The organism is Arthrobacter sp. B6, from assembly GCF_001663775.1.
Classification (GTDB): Bacteria; Actinomycetota; Actinomycetes; order Actinomycetales; family Micrococcaceae; genus Arthrobacter.
This window is the reverse complement of sequence record NZ_KV467169.1, coordinates 130,343-148,093: the sequence shown is the minus strand read 5'-3', so window position 1 is coordinate 148,093 and position 17,751 is coordinate 130,343. Positions and strand designations below refer to the sequence as shown.

Sequence of the window (17,751 nt, the reverse complement as noted above, 5' to 3'; positions counted from 1 at the left end):
GCGGTGTGGCCGGCACCCAAGGGTGCCGGCCACAACCATCAGTTCAGGGAACTGGAAGCCTTACAGTGCGTTGACCTTCTTGGAGATCGCCGACTTGCGGTTCGCTGCGTTGTTCTTGTGCAGAACACCCTTGCTGACAGCCTTGTCCAGCTTGCGGCTGGCGGCAACCAGGGCAACAGCAGCTGCATCCTTGTCGGTGGACTCAACAGCGGTGTTGACGGCGCGGATGGCCGTCTTCAGCTCAGACTTGACTGCGTTGTTGCGCAGGCGTGCCTTCTCGTTGGTGAGGATGCGCTTCTTCTGGGACTTGATATTAGCCACGTGTGAACTCTCTTTTTAATGCGGAAATGGTCTAGAGGGCTTTCAGATTGGCCATTGACTGAGCGGCGTGGGGATACCTATGGCGGCCAACCATCAGTGGCCGTCGACCTGCACGGACACACAGCTACAAAGAATAGCAGATGGGCCCGAAGGCTGGCCATTCAGGGGGCCTGGACCCAGCCGTGTCGCCGGCGAAGTGCCGCGGCCACCAATTCGAAGCGACGACGGTCAAGTACAGCACCTTCGCGGCGTATCCGGTCCGGGTTAATCTGCAGGACCCGGTCCAGCTTCGCTTCGCTGGGCCGTGACTGCCGGTCCCAGGCGCCGGTGCCGATGTCCACGTAGTCCTCGCTTCCGTGGGCGTCCTGGTCGTGGTCCCGGCTGGTGAGCATCAGCCCCAGGAGGTGGCTGCCATGGTGGCCGATCAGCAGCACGGGACGGTCCTTGCCCCTGCCGTGATCCTCTTCATAGGGCACCCAGGCCCATACGACTTCGCCCGGGTCCGGGGCGCCGTCAGGATGCGGGGCGTACCGGACGGTAACGGTGCCGTGGAAGTCGCCTGGATACGCGGCTGCGGTCCCCGTCCCGGCGGAAGGTGATCGTGGCGCCGATGGCTTTGCTGCCCTTCCCGGGGTTTTGACCGGATTCCTTACCTTGGTGCCGGAAGCGGCGCTTGGGTCGCGCCCTATCCTGTCCAGCAGCCGGACGGACTTCAGGAACGCGTGGACCAGCGAGGGGAAGTTCAGTGCCATGGGGCAACCCTATCGCTGCATGTGAAACGCGGGCCCGGCAATAACGCCGGAGAGTTGTCCGCCGGATGCGGTGTGGCAGGCGCTGACGTGGGACACTGGAGGTTGAAAATGTGCGGCCTGTCCGCGCGCCGCCCACGGTGCGCACTGGCGATGGCCGTGTGAATGCCAACAGTAAGGACCCCTGCGTGTCTCCCATGGCCCGCACCGCCCCGGTGCCCGCCGCGACAGATCCGGCCATCATTCGGAATTTCTGTATCATCGCGCACATTGACCACGGTAAGTCCACCCTGGCCGACCGGATGCTGCAGTACACCGGAGTGGTCCAGTCCCGCGACATGAAGGCCCAGTACCTGGACCGGATGGACATCGAGCGCGAGCGCGGCATCACCATCAAGTCCCAGGCGGTCCGGATGCCATGGGAACTTGACGGCACCAGCTACGCGCTGAACATGATCGACACCCCCGGCCACGTGGACTTCACCTACGAAGTCTCCCGCTCGCTCGCCGCCTGCGAAGGTGCAGTACTGCTTGTTGACGCGGCCCAGGGCATTGAGGCGCAGACCCTCGCCAACCTTTACCTGGCAATGGAAAACAACCTCACCATCATCCCGGTCCTGAACAAGATCGACCTTCCGGCTGCCCAGCCGGAGAAGTACGCCGCTGAACTGGCCAGCCTGATCGGCGGAGACCCCGACGACGTACTCCGCGTCTCCGGCAAGACGGGCATGGGGGTCGAGGCGCTGCTGGACAAAATCGTCCGGGACCTTCCGGCCCCGGAAGGCGACGCGAACGCCCCGGCCCGCGCGATGATCTTCGACTCCGTCTATGACACCTACCGTGGCGTGGTCACCTACGTCCGCGTGGTTGACGGCATGCTGCACCCCCGCGAACGCATCCAGATGATGTCCACCCGGGCCACCCACGAACTCCTGGAGATCGGAGTGAGTTCCCCGGAGCCCACTCCCTCCAAGGGCCTGGGCGTTGGCGAAGTGGGCTACCTCATCACCGGTGTGAAGGACGTCCGGCTATCCAAGGTTGGCGACACAGTCACCAACCTTGCCAAGCCCGCCGCCGACTCCCTCCCCGGCTACGCCGACGCCAAACCCATGGTCTTTTCCGGCCTGTACCCGCTGGATGGCACCGACTATCCCGTGCTCCGCGATGCGCTGGAGAAGCTGATGCTCAACGATGCCGCGCTGGTATACGAGCCAGAAACGTCTGCCGCACTGGGATTCGGCTTCCGCGTGGGGTTCCTGGGGCTGCTCCACCTGGAGATTACCCGTGAGCGGCTCGAACGCGAATACAACCTTGACCTGATCTCCACTGCCCCCAACGTGGAGTACGAGGTGACGCTGGAGGACAAGAAGGTAGTCCATGTGACCAACCCCAGCGAATACCCCTCCGGGAAGATCGCCGAGGTCCGTGAGCCCATGGTTTCCGCCACTATCCTGGCGCCGAACGAATTTGTGGGCGCCATCATGGAGCTGTGCCAAAGCCGCCGCGGTGTGATGGGCGGCATGGACTACCTCTCCGAGGACAGGGTCGAAATCCGCTACCGCCTGCCGCTGGCCGAGATCGTCTTCGACTTCTTCGACATCCTCAAGTCCAAGACCCGCGGCTACGGCTCGCTGGACTGGAAGGCAGACGGCGAGCAGGTGGCCGACCTCGTCAAGGTGGACATCATGCTCCAAGGTGAGCAGGTGGACGCGTTCTCGGCCATCACCCACCGCGACAAGGCGTACGCCTACGGCGTGATGATGACCACCAAGCTGCGGGAGCTTATTCCCCGCCAGCAGTTCGAAGTGCCCATCCAGGCTGCCATCGGATCCAGGATCATCGCCCGGGAAAGCATCCGGGCCATCCGCAAAGACGTTCTCGCCAAATGCTACGGCGGTGACATCTCCCGGAAGCGGAAACTGCTGGAGAAGCAGAAGGAAGGCAAGAAGCGCATGAAGATGGTGGGCCGCGTGGAGGTACCACAGGAAGCATTCATCGCTGCGCTGACCACCGACGAGTCCAAGGACAAGGCCAGGAAGTAGTGATCACCGTGGCCGGAACCACCGGAGGCCGCACCCGTGCCTAGCGTCCTTCCCCTCGGCGATCCCGCGCCGTCGGACGGTCTGCTGCCCCAGCAGGCAGCGGATGGTTCGGCGGACCGCGCCTTCGGGCTGTACGTGCACATTCCGTTCTGCGCCGTCCGGTGCGGATACTGCGACTTCAACACGTACACAGCCACAGAGCTGGGCGGCGGAGCGTCACAGGACGCGTACGCCACCACTGCCATCTCCGAGGTGGACTTCGCGGCAACAGTCCTGCGGGACTCGGGGATTCCGGACCGGCCGCTGGGCACTGTGTTCTTCGGCGGCGGCACACCCACACTGCTTCCGGCCGAGGATCTGGGCCGGATCCTCAAGGCTGCCATCAATAAATGGGGTATTGAGGCGGGCGCCGAGGTCACCACGGAGGCCAACCCTGATTCCGTCACGCCGGAGTCCCTTGCCGTCCTCAAGGACGCCGGTTTTACGAGGGTCTCCTTTGGCATGCAGTCCGCAGTGCCCCATGTGCTGAAGGTCCTGGACCGGACGCACACTCCCAGCCGCGTACCGCAGGTGGTGCAATGGGCGCGGGAAGCCGGACTGGCTGTGAGCCTGGACCTGATCTACGGGACCCCGGGAGAGTCGCTGGAGGACTGGCGGTACTCCCTTGAAACGGCGCTGTCCTACCAGCCCGACCACATCAGCGCCTACGCCCTGATCGTGGAGGACGGAACCAAACTCGCCGCCCAGATCCGCCGCGGTGAAGTCCCGGGAATCGACGACGACGACCACGCCGACAAGTACGAACTCGCCGACCAGCTGATCGGTGAAGCAGGGCTGAGCTGGTATGAAGTCAGCAACTGGTCACGGACGCCGGAGCAGGCGTGCCGCCATAACCTGGCGTATTGGCGCGGCGACGACTGGTGGGGCATCGGTCCCGGAGCCCACTCGCACGTAGGCGGCGTGCGCTGGTGGAACGTTAAACACCCCACGGCTTATGCCGGGCGGCTGGCCCAGGGACTGTCACCGGCGGCCGGTCGGGAAACGCTCGACGACGGCACCCGGGACATGGAACGGATCATGCTCGAGGCGCGCCTCGCGTCAGGAGTAGGCGTCAGTTCGCTGGGGGAGTCGGGACGGAAAGCGGTGGCCGGACTCATCGCCGACGGCCTGGTGGACCCCGCGTCCGCGTTCCGGGGACGCCTTGTCCTGACGCTGAAGGGCCGCTTGCTGGCAGACGCGGTGGTCCGCAGGATCCTGCCTGACTGACGCGGGGTACCATCCAACACCCGCAGGCAGGCCCGCGTCGGCGCCCTCGGGACGCCGCCTAGGAGACTGCTGAATTAGTCAAGGTTGGGGCGCGTCGGCTGGACTCACGTGTCTGGTGGTTAAGACTGGTCTTATGCAGGGACGCGAGGACGCGCAACGCGGGTATTTGGATGTGGAGGCGCTGGCCGGAGAGTTGTTGGCTCCGGGCAGTGTCTTCGCTTTTCTGGCCAAGCATCGGGGGCGGTTGTTTCCGGATTCGATGATGGAGGACCTGTTTCCGTCGCGGCGGGGCCGGCCTTCGGTTCCGGCTCCGGTGATCGGCTCGGTGCTGGTGTTGCAGTCGTTGCAGGGCCTCTCTGACCGGGAAACAGCCGAGGCTTTAACCTTTGATCTGCGTTGGAAAGCCGCGTGCGGGTACGGGCTGACCGATACCGCGTTCCACCCGAGCACCCTGACGTACTGGCGCAGGCGTCTGGCCGGTTCCGGGAACCCGCACCGGATCATGGAAGCTATCGCCGAGGTCGTCGCGGAGACCGGGGTCCTGAAGGGCAAACGCCGGCGGGCTGTGGATTCAACAGTGTTGGATGACGCGGTCGCGAGGCAGGACACCATCACGCAGCTGATCGCGGGGATCCGCCGCTTCGGCCGTGACCTCCCCGGCGGCCGGGAACTGCTGGCCAGCCAGGCCACAGGCTATGACTACACGCGCACCGGCAAACCGGACATCGCCTGGGATGACCAGGATGCCAAGGAAGGGCTGGTTTCGGCGCTGGTCACCGACGCGCTGGCGCTGCTGGCCGCGGTCGATCCCGAGACCTTGGACGGCAGGGCGGCCGATGCGTACGCGCTGCTCGCACTGGTCGCCGGGCAGGACGTGGAACCGGCCGAGGATTCGGACGGGACCGACGGGCGGTGGCGTATCGCCCGCAAGGTCGCCCCGGACCGGATGATCTCCACCGTGGATCCGGAGACCCGGCACGCGCATAAAACCCAGTCCCGGCAGCAGGATGGATTCAAGGCCCATCTTGTCATCGAGCCCGATACCGGACTGATCACCGCCGTGGAGCTGACCAAGGCCTCCGGGCCGGAGAACAGTGACGGGACCGTTGGTGCCCGGCTGATCTCCATGGATCCCACGATCGCCGGCACCAGCGTGGACGTCCTGGCCGACTCGGCCTACGGTTCCGGGGAAATGCTCGCCGCTCTCGCCCGCACCGGCCATACCCCGGTGATCAAACCGTGGCCGCTTCGCCCTGCCGTCGAGGGCGGGTTCACCCTCGATGACTTCACCGTCGATGAAGCAGCCGGCACCGCAACCTGCCCGAACGGTATCACCAGGAACATCACCGCCAAACGGCGGGTCACGTTCGGCGCCGCCTGCACCGGCTGCCCCCTCCGGCACCGGTGTACCGCCTCACCGCGGGGACGCAAGCTCGATCTCCACGAACACGACGCGCTGCAGCGCGAGCACCGTCAACGCGCCGCGGACCCGGCCTTCCGGGACGCTTACCGCAGGCACCGCCCGATGGTCGAGCGGTCCATCGCCTGGCTCACCCGCGGCAACCGACGCGTTCCCCACCGCGGCATCAAACGGAACAACGCCTGGCTGCACCTACGAATCGCGGGACTAAACCTGCGACGCCTGCTGGCCCTCGGACTCACCACGAACAAGGGATCATGGGCGCTGGGATGAACCGCCCGCCGGACCGGATCCATCGGTAAAAATCGCTGGATGACACCCCAGATCTGCGGCAGAATGTACGCAAGCGGGCGGAACGACCCCGTTGTCGCACCCAAGGGTGCTGACCAGAACACGCCGCTAGACGGCCATTGGCGGCGTTCCGCCCGCCCCAACATCCCGCTAATTCAGCAGTCTCCTAGCGGATCCAGGGCAAGTTGTCCGCTATTTAATCCAGCGCAGGTTGTACTGGTAGCGGTGCGGCTGGCCACGGTTCACGTGGATGCCGGCAGCAACGGAGAAGCACGTCAGAGCTATCCAGATAAGCGTGGCAATGACGGCAAAGATATTGCCAACGACAGGAACGAACACCAGAAGGTTGGCCACAACGGCCGCGATGGTGGGTGGCAGGCTGAAGTTCAGCGCTTCCTTTGATTCCTGGGCGGTGAACGGCCCGCGGTCACGGAAGATAAGGTAGATCAGCAATGACGGGACGCACCCGAGGATGCCGCCAAAATGCGCCAGGGTTGCCCACTGCCGGTCTTCGCTGGCCGTAAGCGGCAGCGCATTTGCCGGAACGCCATGGTACTCGGAGCGGCTCTGACCGCCCTGGTTGTCCCTGTGTTCGCGTGCGTTTTCTGCCACGGTGTCTTCCTTCGAAAATGCAATCGTGCGGTGGTGTGGAACATTCAAAGTTACAGGGTGCCGGTTTTGATCGCACCGGCGCCTGCAGTACCAAGAATACTGCTAGGGGACGGTCAGGAAGTCGATAACCTCTTCCACCCTGCCCAGCAGTGAAGCTTCAAGGTCAGAATAGCTGCGGACCGCCCCCAACAGTTTCTGCCAACCCAGCCCGATGTCTTCCTTGGTGGAATGCGGCCAGCCGAACGCGGCCAGGATGCCGGTTTTCCAGTCCTGCCCACGGGGGACCACGGGCCAACGTTCAATCCCCAGCACGGCCGGGCGGATGGCCTGCCACACGTCAACGTACGGATGGCCAACAATCAGCACATTGCCGGCAGCGCCCGGGGACGCCATCACGGCGTCCGCTATCCGGGACTCCTTGGAATCCGGCACGAGGTGGTCAACGAGCACCCCGAGCCGGCGGCCCGGCCCCGGGGCGAAGCCGGCCACGGCTCCGGCAAGGTCATCAATTCCGTGCAAGGGCTCGACGACGATGCCCTCCACCCGGAGGTCGTCTCCCCAGACCTTCTCCACCAGTTCGGCGTCGTGCTTTCCTTCGACCCAGATCCTGCTTGCCTTTGCCACCTGGGCGCGCTGGCCGGCCACGCGGACGGAACCCGAAGCCGTCCGTCCGGCCGGAACGGTGGGCTGCCGGGGCGCCGGTGGCATCAGGCGGATGGGCTGCCCCTCGAGCAGGAAACCAAAACCAAGCCGAAAGGACCGCGATTTGCCGCGCCGGTCCTCGAGGGCCACCACATGCATGCCGCCGGATTTCTCGACCCGCGTCACGGCGCCCACCCAGCCTGACTGGACCTCTTCCAGGACCATGCCGCGCTCCACCGGGACTTCGGGGAGCTGATTCCTGACGGGGGCGGCGATCTGCTGGGGGCCCCAGTTCTGGTACTGCATGGATATGTTCCCCTTGCCTAGGTCCTGGCCGGGAATTTCGCCCGGAGCGGTACCAATGCTAACAACGGGGTGAGTCATATTAGACTGTTAGCACTTAGGCATGTCGAGTGCTAAGCCGCGCCAAGACCGCGGCCGGTGCACACCGCGGGGAAACCCGGCGGCCTGTGACCATGGATGGAGGTGGAGTGTGAGCGAGCCGCGCAAACTTGAAGTACTGCGTGCCATCGTGGAGGACTACGTGCACTCCCGCGAGCCCGTGGGCTCCAAGGCCCTGGTTGAGCGCCACCATCTGGGCGTCTCCAGCGCCACCATCCGCAACGACATGGCGGCCCTGGAGGATGACGGCCTGATCACGGCGCCGCACACCAGTGCCGGACGCATCCCCACGGACAAGGGCTACCGGCTGTTTGTGGACCAGATCTCGGCCGTGAAACCCCTGTCACAGGCGGAGCGCCGGGCCATCCAGACGCTTTTGGAGGGATCGGACGATCTCGACGACGTCCTGGAACGTACGGTACGGCTGCTGTCACAGCTGACCAACCAGGTGGCAGTGGTCCAGTACCCTCACTTAAGCCGCGCCACGATCCGGCACATCGAATTCGTGCTGCTGGCGCCCCGCCAAGTCCTTGTTGTCCTGATCGCCAACACTGGCAAGGTGGAGCAGAAAGTGGTCGACGTCGGCCAGGAGCTTGCGGACGACGCCCTCGCCGGCATCCGGGCCAGGTTCCTCGGCTCGCTCGCCGGCACGTCGCTGAGCCAGCTGACCCAGTCGCTTCCGGCCGTGGTCTCGGGGATCGGGCCGGCACAGCGGCAGGCGGCGCAGGCCCTTGCCCACGGCCTGGAGATTCTCGCCCACAGCAGCCGCGAAGACCGCATGGTCATGGCCGGTACCGCCAACCTCGCCAGGTCCAACGTCGATTTCCCCCTCAGCATCGGCCCGGTGCTGGAAGCGCTTGAGGAACAGGTGGTCATGTTGCGCCTGTTGAGCGAGATGGCGCAGGATCCGCGCGGCGTGACAGTCAGCATTGGCCGCGAAAATCCGTATGACGGGCTCGCCGAGGCGTCGGTGGTCGCCACGGCGTACGGCCCGGACAGCACGGCCAAGATCGGGGTGCTCGGCCCCACACGGATGGATTACCCCACCACCATGGCGGCAGTCAGGGCAGTGGCCCGCTACCTGTCGAGGATTCTGGGCCCCTGACAGCATCTGGCCGGGGCCCAGGCAAGAAGAGCAGTGCAAGCAGTCCGACTGCAGCAGTACAAACAGGAAGAGATACGAACTTTGAGCAGCCACTACGACGTCCTTGGAGTCTCACCGGAAGCCACCGGGGAAGAGATCAAGAAGGCCTACCGCAAGCTGGCCCGCACGCTTCACCCGGACGTCAACCCCGGTGAGGATGCTTCGGACCGCTTCAAGGCCGTTACCCACGCCTATGAGGTGCTCTCCGACCCGCAGAAGCGCAGGGTCTATGACACCACCGGTAACGAAAACGGCACCGACAACGGCTTCGGCGGCGGCGGTTACGCCGGGCAGGGCTTTGCCTTCCAGGACATCTTTGACACGTTCTTCGGCGCCGGAGGCTCGTCCGGGCCGGCGTCACGCGTCCGGCGCGGACAGGATGCCCTCATTAGTGTCCGCATCGAACTCCGGGACGCCGTGTTCGGGGTCAACAAGAAGCTCGAAGTGGACACCGCCGTCGTCTGCCCCACGTGCAACGGCTCCTGCTGCCGGGAAGGAAGCCACCCGGAACGGTGCGACATCTGCGGCGGCAGCGGACAGGTCCAGCGGGCGGTACGCTCCATCCTGGGCCAGGTCATGACGGCCGCACCCTGCGGAAGCTGCGAAGGGTTCGGCACCGTGATCAAGGACCCGTGCAACGAGTGCAGCGGCCAGGGACGGATCCGCAGCAGGCGCTCAATGACCATCAAGGTGCCTGCCGGTGTGGCCACCGGAACCCGCATCCAGCTTTCAGGCCAGGGCGAAGCAGGTCCGGCGGGCGGCCCCGCCGGAGACCTGTACGTTGAGATCCGCGTGAACAACGACGCCACGTACGTGCGTGACGGCGACGACCTCCATGCCACCCTCAATATCCCGATGACCGCTGCCGCGCTGGGAACCGAACTGTCCCTGGACACCTTCGACGGGCTGCAGGAAATCGACGTCAAATCGGGAACCCAGTCAGGCGAGATCATCACCTTGCGGGGCCTGGGCGTGACCCACCTCCGCGGATATGGCCGCGGCGACCTTAAGGTCCACCTCCAGGTGGAGACCCCTGCCAAGCTGGATCCGGCGCAGGAAGACCTGCTGCGACAGCTGGCGAAGCTGCGCGGCGAGCAGTTCACCGAGGGCAAACTCGCGGCGAGCGGCGGCGTTTTCGCCAAGCTGCGGGACCGGCTCGGTAACCTGTAGGGGTGAGCAATCCGGTCTTCTTCAGCGCTGCCGGGACGCTGGACCACTTGGTCCCGGGCGGCCACTTTGGCCTGCAGGGGCCCGAGGCGCGGCATGCGGTGACGGTCAGGCGGCTGGCGCCCGGCGAATCAGTGGACATCTCGGACGGCGCCGGCAAGCGCCTGACCGGAACGGTAGTGGCGGCATCGCCCTCCGAACTCACAGTGGAGTGCTCCGCGCTGACGGTCGAGGAAAAACCAGACATCAGGCTGGTCCTGGTCCAGGCACTGGCCAAGGGCGACCGCGATGAACTCGCGGTGGAAACCGCCACCGAGCTGGGAATCGACGCCGTCATCCCCTGGCAGTCCGAACGGTCCATCGTGAGGTGGAAGGGCGAACGGGCAGCGAAGTCACATGCCAAGTGGCAGTCGGTGGCCACGGCGGCTGCCAAGCAGGCAAGGCGTGCCTGGATCCCCGAGGTGCGTGCCGCCGTCGAAACCCCCGGACTGGCCGCCGCGGTCGGGGCGGCCGACCTCGCCATCGTCCTGCATGAAGACGCTGTCCGGCCGCTGCGGTCCGTTTTGGAGTCCTGGCAGGCTACGGCGAACGGCAGCGGGCCCCGGGAAATCCTGCTCATTGTGGGACCCGAGGGCGGGATCAGCCCTCGCGAAGTCACCCGTCTGTGCAGTGCCGGTGCAGTGACGGCGCTGCTGGGGCACCACGTGCTCAGATCGTCCACCGCCGGCCCCGCCGCGGTGGTCCTTGCCAGCGATGTATTGGGCCGCTGGTCCGCTCCTGCGGGCTGACAGTAAAGCTAGCGCACGCTGAAGCTGCGCGTATCAACGTTCAGCTCCTGGTCGTTCCCTGACGTGTCCGCCTGGGACACGCGAAGCTCGTAGTCGCCCGGACCCAGGGTGAGGGCCAGGGTGAACACTCCGGATTGGGCGGCCTCCGCCGCGGCCGTGGTTTCGCCGGTGAGGTAGGGCGTTTTGTCGCCGTTCTCTTCCTCGCGCAGGATCCGCCAACGGAGCTTGCCGCCGGCGAGTGTGTTGCGGCCGGTGATCTTCACACTGCCATCAGCCACTTCCACGTCTTCCTGCGGATCGATGATCCAAACCGGTGCCACCATGCCGGGGCTGCGGGACATCAGCGTGCCCAGGCGTACATGGTTGAACGCCAGGTAATCAGTGTGCCCGTCCACGAGAATCATCACCTGAATCTGCTGGCCGGCATCGATGAGGCCGGAGCTCGCGCCGGCCGCCGTGGCCGTGTAGACGAGCTGCTGGATGGCACGGCCGGCCATGTCGGCGTCGAGGTTGCTGTTGAAGGCGTCCTCCGATACATCAACCGTGATGACGTTCTTACCCGAAATGGACGTAGCCAGTTTCTTGGGGTTTTGCCACGGAGTAAAGAAGTCCGGGTCAAGCGGCTTGTCCGACATCATGGCCCGCAGTGCCCGGGTTACCGGGTTCTCCTGTTCAGGCACATCCCTGAACTCCCGGTACAGGAAAACGTTGCTGTTACTGCGGCCGATCCAATAAACGGGAGCCTTGTTGGTTGACTGTGTGGTTTCCAGCGGGGCGCTGGTGGAGGGTACCCCCGGCATTGTGCTTGCCGGGGACCGGGTTGAACTCTCCGCAAGGGTGGGCTCCGGTCCTGTATCCGCAATGCAGCCCGTGAGGACCATGACGGCAGGGAGGACACCGAGCACAACGGCGGAGCGGAAACGCCCCAGGGCAGGCCCCAAGGCAGGGGGTGTTACTGGTCCCGGCACTCTGATGGCACTGTCCTTCCTTGTTGTGTCTGCGTCGCCGGTCCCCGGACGGCCTTGATTTCCAGCATTACATAAGGAAACTCACGCCGACCGCCCAATCCCGTTGCCGCGAGGAACTGCAACGCGAACGATATGAGGCCGATATGAAGTTGATACCTTATGACGGCAACATTGGGCGCCCCAACGGGCGGTTGCGGCACCGGCAGGTGGCTGCCCGCAGCCGTTGTGCGCCCGGCCGCCAGCCGCGTCTGGCCCCGCGCTGGCGTAAGATGGTATGAATCCGGAGACCTCCGGCGGGCGTGACAATACGCCCCGGCGGTCTACGATAAGCCGTACTTGAACTGGAGGGGACCATAGGCCTGCGGGCCAGCACCATGACTGAATCAGCGAACGGAAAGCGCCGGTTGAATACTGAGCGCACCGCAGGAGAATTTCCACACACCCTTCCCGGCATCCGGACGGAGGTGGTTGTTTTTGATAACTCCGACCAGATGGTCCAGTCGCTCGGCAGCCACGATGAGGCGCTTCGCTTCATCGAAGAACAATTCCCTGCCGTGAATTTCCATGTGCGCGGCAACGAACTGTCCATCAGCGGACCGGCGGCCGACGTTCCCAGGATTATGCGGCTGCTGCAGGAAATCCGGGGCCTGGTAGCGCGCGGCACGGTGATCAGCCCGGCAGTACTGCAACAGCTCGTTGCGCTGTTGCGGAGCCAGTCCCTGCAGAACCCGGTTGATGTCCTGACCCATGACATCCTTTCGAGCCGCGGCAGGACCATCCGGCCCAAAACGCTGAACCAGAAGAACTACGTGGACGCCATCGACGAAAATACGGTGATTTTCGGCATCGGTCCCGCAGGCACGGGCAAGACGTACCTGGCCATGGCCAAAGCCGTGCAGGCGCTTCAGCAGAAGGAAGTCAGCCGCATCATCCTGACCCGGCCGGCTGTTGAGGCGGGCGAACGGCTTGGCTTCCTGCCCGGTACGCTCAGCGACAAGATCGACCCCTACCTCCGTCCGCTCTACGACGCCCTCCACGACATGATGGACCCCGAATCCATTCCCCGGCTCATGGCCGCCGGCACCATTGAAGTGGCACCCCTTGCCTACATGCGCGGCCGGACCCTCAACGACGCCTTCATCATCCTCGACGAAGCCCAGAACACGACGCCCGAACAGATGAAGATGTTCCTCACCAGGCTGGGCTTTGGCTCCAAAATGGTGGTCACCGGAGACGTAACCCAGGTGGACCTTCCGTTCGGTACCCGTTCGGGACTGCGGATCGTGGAGGAAATCCTGCGCGGCATCGAGGACATCAACTTCTCCGTCCTGGATGCCACCGACGTCGTGCGCCACCGCCTCGTTGGTGACATCGTGCAGGCCTACAGTGTCTGGGACGACGTCCAGCGGAACCGGGTCAAGCATTCGGTAGGCCGTGAAAAGCAGGGGGAGCGCGCATGAGCATCGAGGTTAACAACGAGTCCGGTATCCAGGTGGACGAGGCTGAACTGGTTGCTCTGTCCCGGTACATTTTTGGACAGCTTTTCATTCACCCGCAGGCAGAACTGTCGATTCTCCTTGTGGATGAACCCGCCATGGAGAAGCTGCACATTGAACTGATGGACGAGCCCGGTTCCACAGATGTGCTTTCTGTTCCCATGGATGAGCTGACCCCCGGCACCCCCGACCGGCCCACTCCGCAGGGCATGCTGGGTGACATCGCTGTCTGCCCGCAGGTGGCCAAGGTCCAGGCCAAAAACGCAGGGCACTCCCTCCAGGACGAGATGCTCCTCCTCACCACCCACGGGATCCTTCACCTCCTGGGCTATGACCACGCGGAACCAGAAGAAAAGGCTGAAATGTTCGGGCTGCAGCGCGAACTCCTCTCCGGCTTCACCGGCAAAGAAGCTCCCGCCGAGACAACCCAGTGACCCCCCTGCTCCTTGTCGGCATGGCCTTGGCATTCCTCAGCATTGCGGCCGTCCTGACCGCGGCCGAGGCCGCATTCAATTTCCTTCCCCGTCATGACGCTGAAGAGGCTCTGCTGAGGAGCCGCGGGAACGCCATGAAGCGCATCATGGCCCATCCGGTGGCCCACATCCGGGCATTGAGGTTCTGGCGCATCTGGTTCGAAATGGCCTCGGCGGTGGCCGTCGCCGTCCTCTTGCACAGCCTGCTGGACAACATCTGGCTCGCCGGCCTGGCAGCCACCGGGATCATGGCCCTTCTCGGATTCGTCATTGTCGGGGTCTCGCCGCGGCAAATCGGCCGGCTCCATTCCGCAGCCGTGGTGAGCTTCACTGCGCCTTTCATCAGGTTCCTCACCTGGGTCCTCGGACCCATTCCGGCGTGGCTGGTGGCCCTGGGCAGTGCCGCGGCTCCCGGTGCGCCCGGCGGGGACGAGGCGTTCTTCAGCGAACAGGAATTCCGCGAACTTGTGGACCGGGCCAGTGAATCGGACATGATCGAAGACACCGAAGCCGAGATGATCCAGTCCGTCTTCGACTTCGGCGATACCCTGGTGCGAGCCGTGATGGTGCCCAGGACCGACATTCTCAGCATTGATGCCGGATCCAGCCTCAGGCGGGCCATGTCCCTCTTCCTGCGCTCCGGTTACTCACGCATTCCGGTCATCCAGGACAACACGGACCAGATCCTGGGGATCGTGTACCTCAAGGACGTTGCGGCGACGCTGCACGAACTGGCCCCGGGCGAAGAGCCGCCGCCCGTCGAATCCCTGGCCCGTGAGGTGCGCTATGTTCCGGAGTCCAAGCCGGTCAGCGACCTGTTGCGCGAACTTCAGAAGGAATCAACGCACGTAGCCATCGTGATCGACGAATACGGCGGCACGGCAGGCCTGGTGACGCTGGAGGATCTTATCGAGGAGATCGTCGGGGAGATCGTGGACGAATACGATACCGAAAGCGCCGAAGCCGTGATGCTGGATGATGGCTCCTACCGGGTCAGTTCCCGCATGAGCATAGATGACCTTGGCGAACTTTTTGACATTGAACTCGACGACGACGAAGTGGACACCGTGGGCGGGCTGCTGGCGAAAGCCCTTGGCCGGGTGCCGATCGTGGGAAGCAGCGTGGAGGTGGGCGGCATCTCGCTGCGCGCTGAACGGCTCGAAGGCCGCCGCAACCGCGTCAGCCACATCGTTGCGGCCGCAGCACCAAGAGTAGACACTGACCTTGAAGACCTCCTCGACGAGGCGGAAACAACCCAGCAGGGAGTTCCACGTGAGCAAGAAAAGTAAAGCCCCTTCCATCGAAGATTTTGGCGGCTTCCGTGCCGGCTTTTCCGTCCTGGTGGGGCGGCCGAATGCCGGCAAGTCAACCCTGACCAACGCGCTGGTGGGCAAGAAGGTGGCCATCACGTCGGCCAAGCCCCAGACCACCCGGCACACCATCCGCGGGATTGTCCACCGCGACGATGCCCAACTCATCCTGGTGGATACGCCCGGCCTGCACCGGCCGCGCACGCTGCTGGGCAAACGGCTCAACGACCTGGTGGCGGACACACTGGCGGAAGTGGATGCCATCGGGTTCTGCCTGCCGGCAAACGAAAAGATCGGCCCCGGCGACAAATACATTGCCGCCCAGCTGGCGGCGGTGGGCAACAAACCGGTCATCGCCATCGTTACCAAGGCGGACCTTGTGGACCGCCAGGCGCTGACGGAACAGCTTCTGGCAGTCGCCGCCCTCGGCCGCGAAGTACTCGGGGAGGAAGGCTGGAAGGACATCGTTCCGGTCTCAGCAGCTGACGGTTTCCAGGTAAGCACCGTAGCGGATGTGCTCATCAGCCACATGCCGCCGTCGCCCCCGCTGTACCCGGGAGGCGAACTCACCGATGAGCCTGAGGCCGTGATGGTGGCCGAGCTCATCCGGGAGGCCGCCCTGGAGGGCGTCCGCGATGAGCTGCCCCACTCCCTGGCAGTGGTCGTTGACGAAATCGTGCCCCGTGAAGGCAGGGCAGAGGACAACCAGCTCCTCGACGTGCGCGTGAACCTCTACGTGGAGCGCCCGTCACAGAAGGCCATCATCATCGGCAAGGGCGGCAGCAGGCTGCGGGAAGTGGGGACAAATGCCCGCAAGGGAATCGAGGCCCTGCTCGGCACCCGTATCTACCTTGACCTCCATGTGAAGGTCGCCAAGGACTGGCAGCGGGATCCCAAGCAACTGGTCAAGCTGGGTTTCTGAGAACGTCCCGGCGGGCGCCCCGGCCCGGGGCACCCGGCCTATTCCCAGCCTGGACTACTAAAATGGGCCGGATTCAGATTTTAGAGGAAGGTACACCCTGTGGTGCGAGGCCGCGATGAGCGCGAGTATGGGGCTGAACTGTCAGCCGGAGCAGGACCTGTTTCCCGTCACGCGGAAGATGCCGCCGTAGTCGCCGCCCGCCACCTTGGACCACAGCGCCGGATGCCGGTGTGGCTGAAGGTGGCCACAGCTCTCGTCACCGTAGTGGTGGTGGCAGGCCTTGCCTTCGCCGGCTACTGGTACTTCCGCCTTCAGTCGAACATCTCCAAAGCACCACTCACCGCAGGGGATGGTGCCGCTAATCAGGTCAGTGACTCCAACGACCGTATGCAGATCCTGATCCTCGGCTCGGACACGAGGGACGGCAAGAACTCCGAATACGGCACCGCCGAGGACTCCAGCGGCTACGGGCAGTCGGACGTGATGATGCTGATGGACATTTCCGCTGACAACCGGCGCGTCAATGTCATCAGCTTTCCCCGTGACCTGCTCGTGGACATTCCCCAGTGCAAGGATCAGAAGACCAACCAGGTCTATCCCGCACGTAGCGGAGTCATGATCAACGAGGCGATGGCGGAGGCCGGCATCGGGTGTGCGGTTGACACAGTCAACAAACTCACAGGGCTCGAAGTGGACCACTTCATGATGGCCGACTTCAACGCCGTCAAGGAACTTTCGAACACTGTGGGCGGGGTCGAAGTGTGCATCAGCGACGCCGTTTATGATCCTGATTCACGGCTCCGCCTCCCACAGGGGACGTCCTCCGTGGAGGGTGAAATGGCACTTGCCTTCCTGCGGACCCGGCATGCCTTCGCTGACGGCGGCGACCTGGGCCGGATCAAGGCCCAACAGGGTTTCCTCTCCTCCCTGACCCGCAAGATCAAGGACGAAGGCACCCTGTCCGATCCCGGCAAGATGTTGCGGATTGCTGATGTTGTCACGCAGAACCTCACCGTCGATGAGGGGCTGGCCTCAGTGCCGTCCCTGCTCACCATTGGGAACCGGCTGAAGGACATCGACATCAGCAAGGTCGCTTTCGTCGCCGTTCCCACCACCCCCGCATTGCTGGATCCGAACCGGCTGCAGATCGCCGAACCTGCGGGTGCGCAGTTATTCTCAGCCCTCCGCAAGGACGTTGATCTTACCGACCCCAACGCACCCACCACGCCGTCGCCATCACCGACTGAGACGGCCGCTCCGCCCACCGCCGCACCGACGGAAACTGCCCCGCCTGTGCCGCCCTACGATAAGGCGCTCCAGCCGGTGACGGTGGCAAACGGAACCGGCGTTCCTGGAAGGGCGCAGGAGATCGTCCAGGCGCTGGTGTCGGGTGGCTTCACCCAGACCGGACAGCTGGAAGCCCAGGCAGTGGCCCAGTCAGTGGTGTACTACGGACCGGACTTCGCGGATGTGGCTGCCGATGTGGCTGCGGTGCTCGGGATTCCCGCCGAACAGGTACTGCCAGCCCCTGCCCTGGCAGGAGTGCAGGTTTACCTCGGAACCGACTTCACCAGCGGCGCCACCTACGGCGCCGTGGCACTGCCCGAGGACATCGTGAACCAGACGGCCGGCGACTCCCTCTGCCAGCAGGCGAATCCGGAACTCGTCGTCGCTGGCTGACCGGCAACGCTTAAGCAAAAAGGCGGGCCGGCACACACGTGCCCGCGCCCCGCCCCCC

At 64.5% G+C, this 17,751-nt stretch carries 16 protein-coding genes; 11 read left to right on the top strand and 5 right to left on the bottom strand.

Features of this window, described 5'->3' with window-relative positions:
• Window positions 1–60: 60 nt before the first annotated feature.
• Window positions 61–321, bottom strand: a complete 261-nt coding sequence (gene rpsT / locus AU175_RS15330) for a 30S ribosomal protein S20 (protein ID WP_066291556.1) — start codon at window positions 319–321, stop codon at window positions 61–63.
• Window positions 322–482: 161 nt separating this feature from the next.
• Entirely contained in the window at window positions 483–1,073 is a 591-nt protein-coding gene (locus AU175_RS15325) for a type II toxin-antitoxin system PemK/MazF family toxin (protein ID WP_066291554.1), read from the bottom strand.
• A 185-nt stretch (window positions 1,074–1,258) separates the two neighbouring features.
• Between AU175_RS15325 and lepA the strand changes: the two genes are divergently transcribed.
• From lepA to AU175_RS15310, 3 genes are all read left to right on the top strand, one after another.
• Complete coding sequence (lepA, locus tag AU175_RS15320) at window positions 1,259–3,112, top strand: translation elongation factor 4 (RefSeq protein WP_197497154.1); 1,854 nt, start codon at window positions 1,259–1,261, stop codon at window positions 3,110–3,112.
• A gap of 36 nt (window positions 3,113–3,148) precedes the next feature.
• Window positions 3,149–4,378: a radical SAM family heme chaperone HemW gene (hemW, locus tag AU175_RS15315; protein ID WP_066291546.1), complete on the top strand. Its 1,230-nt coding sequence runs from the start codon at window positions 3,149–3,151 to the stop codon at window positions 4,376–4,378.
• 133 nt (window positions 4,379–4,511) lie between these two features.
• The gene (locus tag AU175_RS15310) at window positions 4,512–6,071 is read left to right on the top strand and encodes an IS1182 family transposase (protein ID WP_066285291.1); all 1,560 of its coding nucleotides are present in this window, start codon (window positions 4,512–4,514) and stop codon (window positions 6,069–6,071) included.
• A gap of 210 nt (window positions 6,072–6,281) precedes the next feature.
• Here AU175_RS15310 and AU175_RS15305 read toward each other — a convergent pair whose 3' ends face one another.
• The gene (locus AU175_RS15305; RefSeq protein WP_066291532.1) at window positions 6,282–6,701 is read right to left on the bottom strand and encodes a DUF4870 domain-containing protein; all 420 of its coding nucleotides are present in this window, start codon (window positions 6,699–6,701) and stop codon (window positions 6,282–6,284) included.
• Window positions 6,702–6,803: 102 nt separating this feature from the next.
• Window positions 6,804–7,649, bottom strand: a complete 846-nt coding sequence (locus AU175_RS15300; protein WP_066291530.1) for a DUF3097 domain-containing protein — start codon at window positions 7,647–7,649, stop codon at window positions 6,804–6,806.
• Window positions 7,650–7,836: 187 nt separating this feature from the next.
• On the opposite strand from AU175_RS15300, the gene hrcA reads away from it, so the two are divergent.
• From hrcA to AU175_RS15285, 3 genes are all read left to right on the top strand, one after another.
• Window positions 7,837–8,850 (top strand): heat-inducible transcriptional repressor HrcA, encoded by a 1,014-nt coding sequence (hrcA, locus tag AU175_RS15295; RefSeq protein WP_066291520.1) that lies wholly within the window; start codon window positions 7,837–7,839, stop codon window positions 8,848–8,850.
• Between the two features lie 81 nt (window positions 8,851–8,931).
• On the top strand, window positions 8,932–10,059 hold the full coding sequence (dnaJ, locus tag AU175_RS15290) for a molecular chaperone DnaJ (protein WP_066291518.1): 1,128 nt from the start codon (window positions 8,932–8,934) through the stop codon (window positions 10,057–10,059).
• A gap of 2 nt (window positions 10,060–10,061) precedes the next feature.
• Complete coding sequence (locus AU175_RS15285) at window positions 10,062–10,844, top strand: 16S rRNA (uracil(1498)-N(3))-methyltransferase (RefSeq protein WP_066291500.1); 783 nt, start codon at window positions 10,062–10,064, stop codon at window positions 10,842–10,844.
• Window positions 10,845–10,852: 8 nt separating this feature from the next.
• Here the strand turns inward: AU175_RS15285 and AU175_RS15280 are convergent, their stop codons facing one another.
• Window positions 10,853–11,773 (bottom strand): GerMN domain-containing protein, encoded by a 921-nt coding sequence (locus AU175_RS15280; RefSeq protein WP_066294211.1) that lies wholly within the window; start codon window positions 11,771–11,773, stop codon window positions 10,853–10,855.
• A gap of 413 nt (window positions 11,774–12,186) precedes the next feature.
• On the opposite strand from AU175_RS15280, the gene AU175_RS15275 reads away from it, so the two are divergent.
• The 5 genes from AU175_RS15275 to AU175_RS15255 all read left to right on the top strand — a co-directional run bounded on the left by AU175_RS15275 (window position 12,187) and on the right by AU175_RS15255 (window position 17,693).
• Window positions 12,187–13,272: a PhoH family protein gene (locus AU175_RS15275; protein ID WP_066291497.1), complete on the top strand. Its 1,086-nt coding sequence runs from the start codon at window positions 12,187–12,189 to the stop codon at window positions 13,270–13,272.
• A complete protein-coding gene (gene ybeY / locus AU175_RS15270; RefSeq protein ID WP_066291496.1) occupies window positions 13,269–13,742 on the top strand; it encodes an rRNA maturation RNase YbeY in 474 nt (157 codons plus the stop codon). Before AU175_RS15275 ends, ybeY begins: the two co-directional genes overlap by 4 nt.
• On the top strand, window positions 13,739–15,070 hold the full coding sequence (locus AU175_RS15265; RefSeq protein ID WP_066291491.1) for a hemolysin family protein: 1,332 nt from the start codon (window positions 13,739–13,741) through the stop codon (window positions 15,068–15,070). The genes ybeY and AU175_RS15265 overlap by 4 nt, the downstream gene beginning before the upstream one ends.
• The gene (gene era, locus AU175_RS15260) at window positions 15,054–16,013 is read left to right on the top strand and encodes a GTPase Era (protein ID WP_066291490.1); all 960 of its coding nucleotides are present in this window, start codon (window positions 15,054–15,056) and stop codon (window positions 16,011–16,013) included. Before AU175_RS15265 ends, era begins: the two co-directional genes overlap by 17 nt.
• Before the next feature lie 99 nt (window positions 16,014–16,112).
• Window positions 16,113–17,693, top strand: coding sequence for an LCP family protein (locus AU175_RS15255; protein WP_156642433.1), 1,581 nt, complete (start codon window positions 16,113–16,115; stop codon window positions 17,691–17,693).
• The last annotated feature ends 58 nt before the right edge of the window (window positions 17,694–17,751 follow it).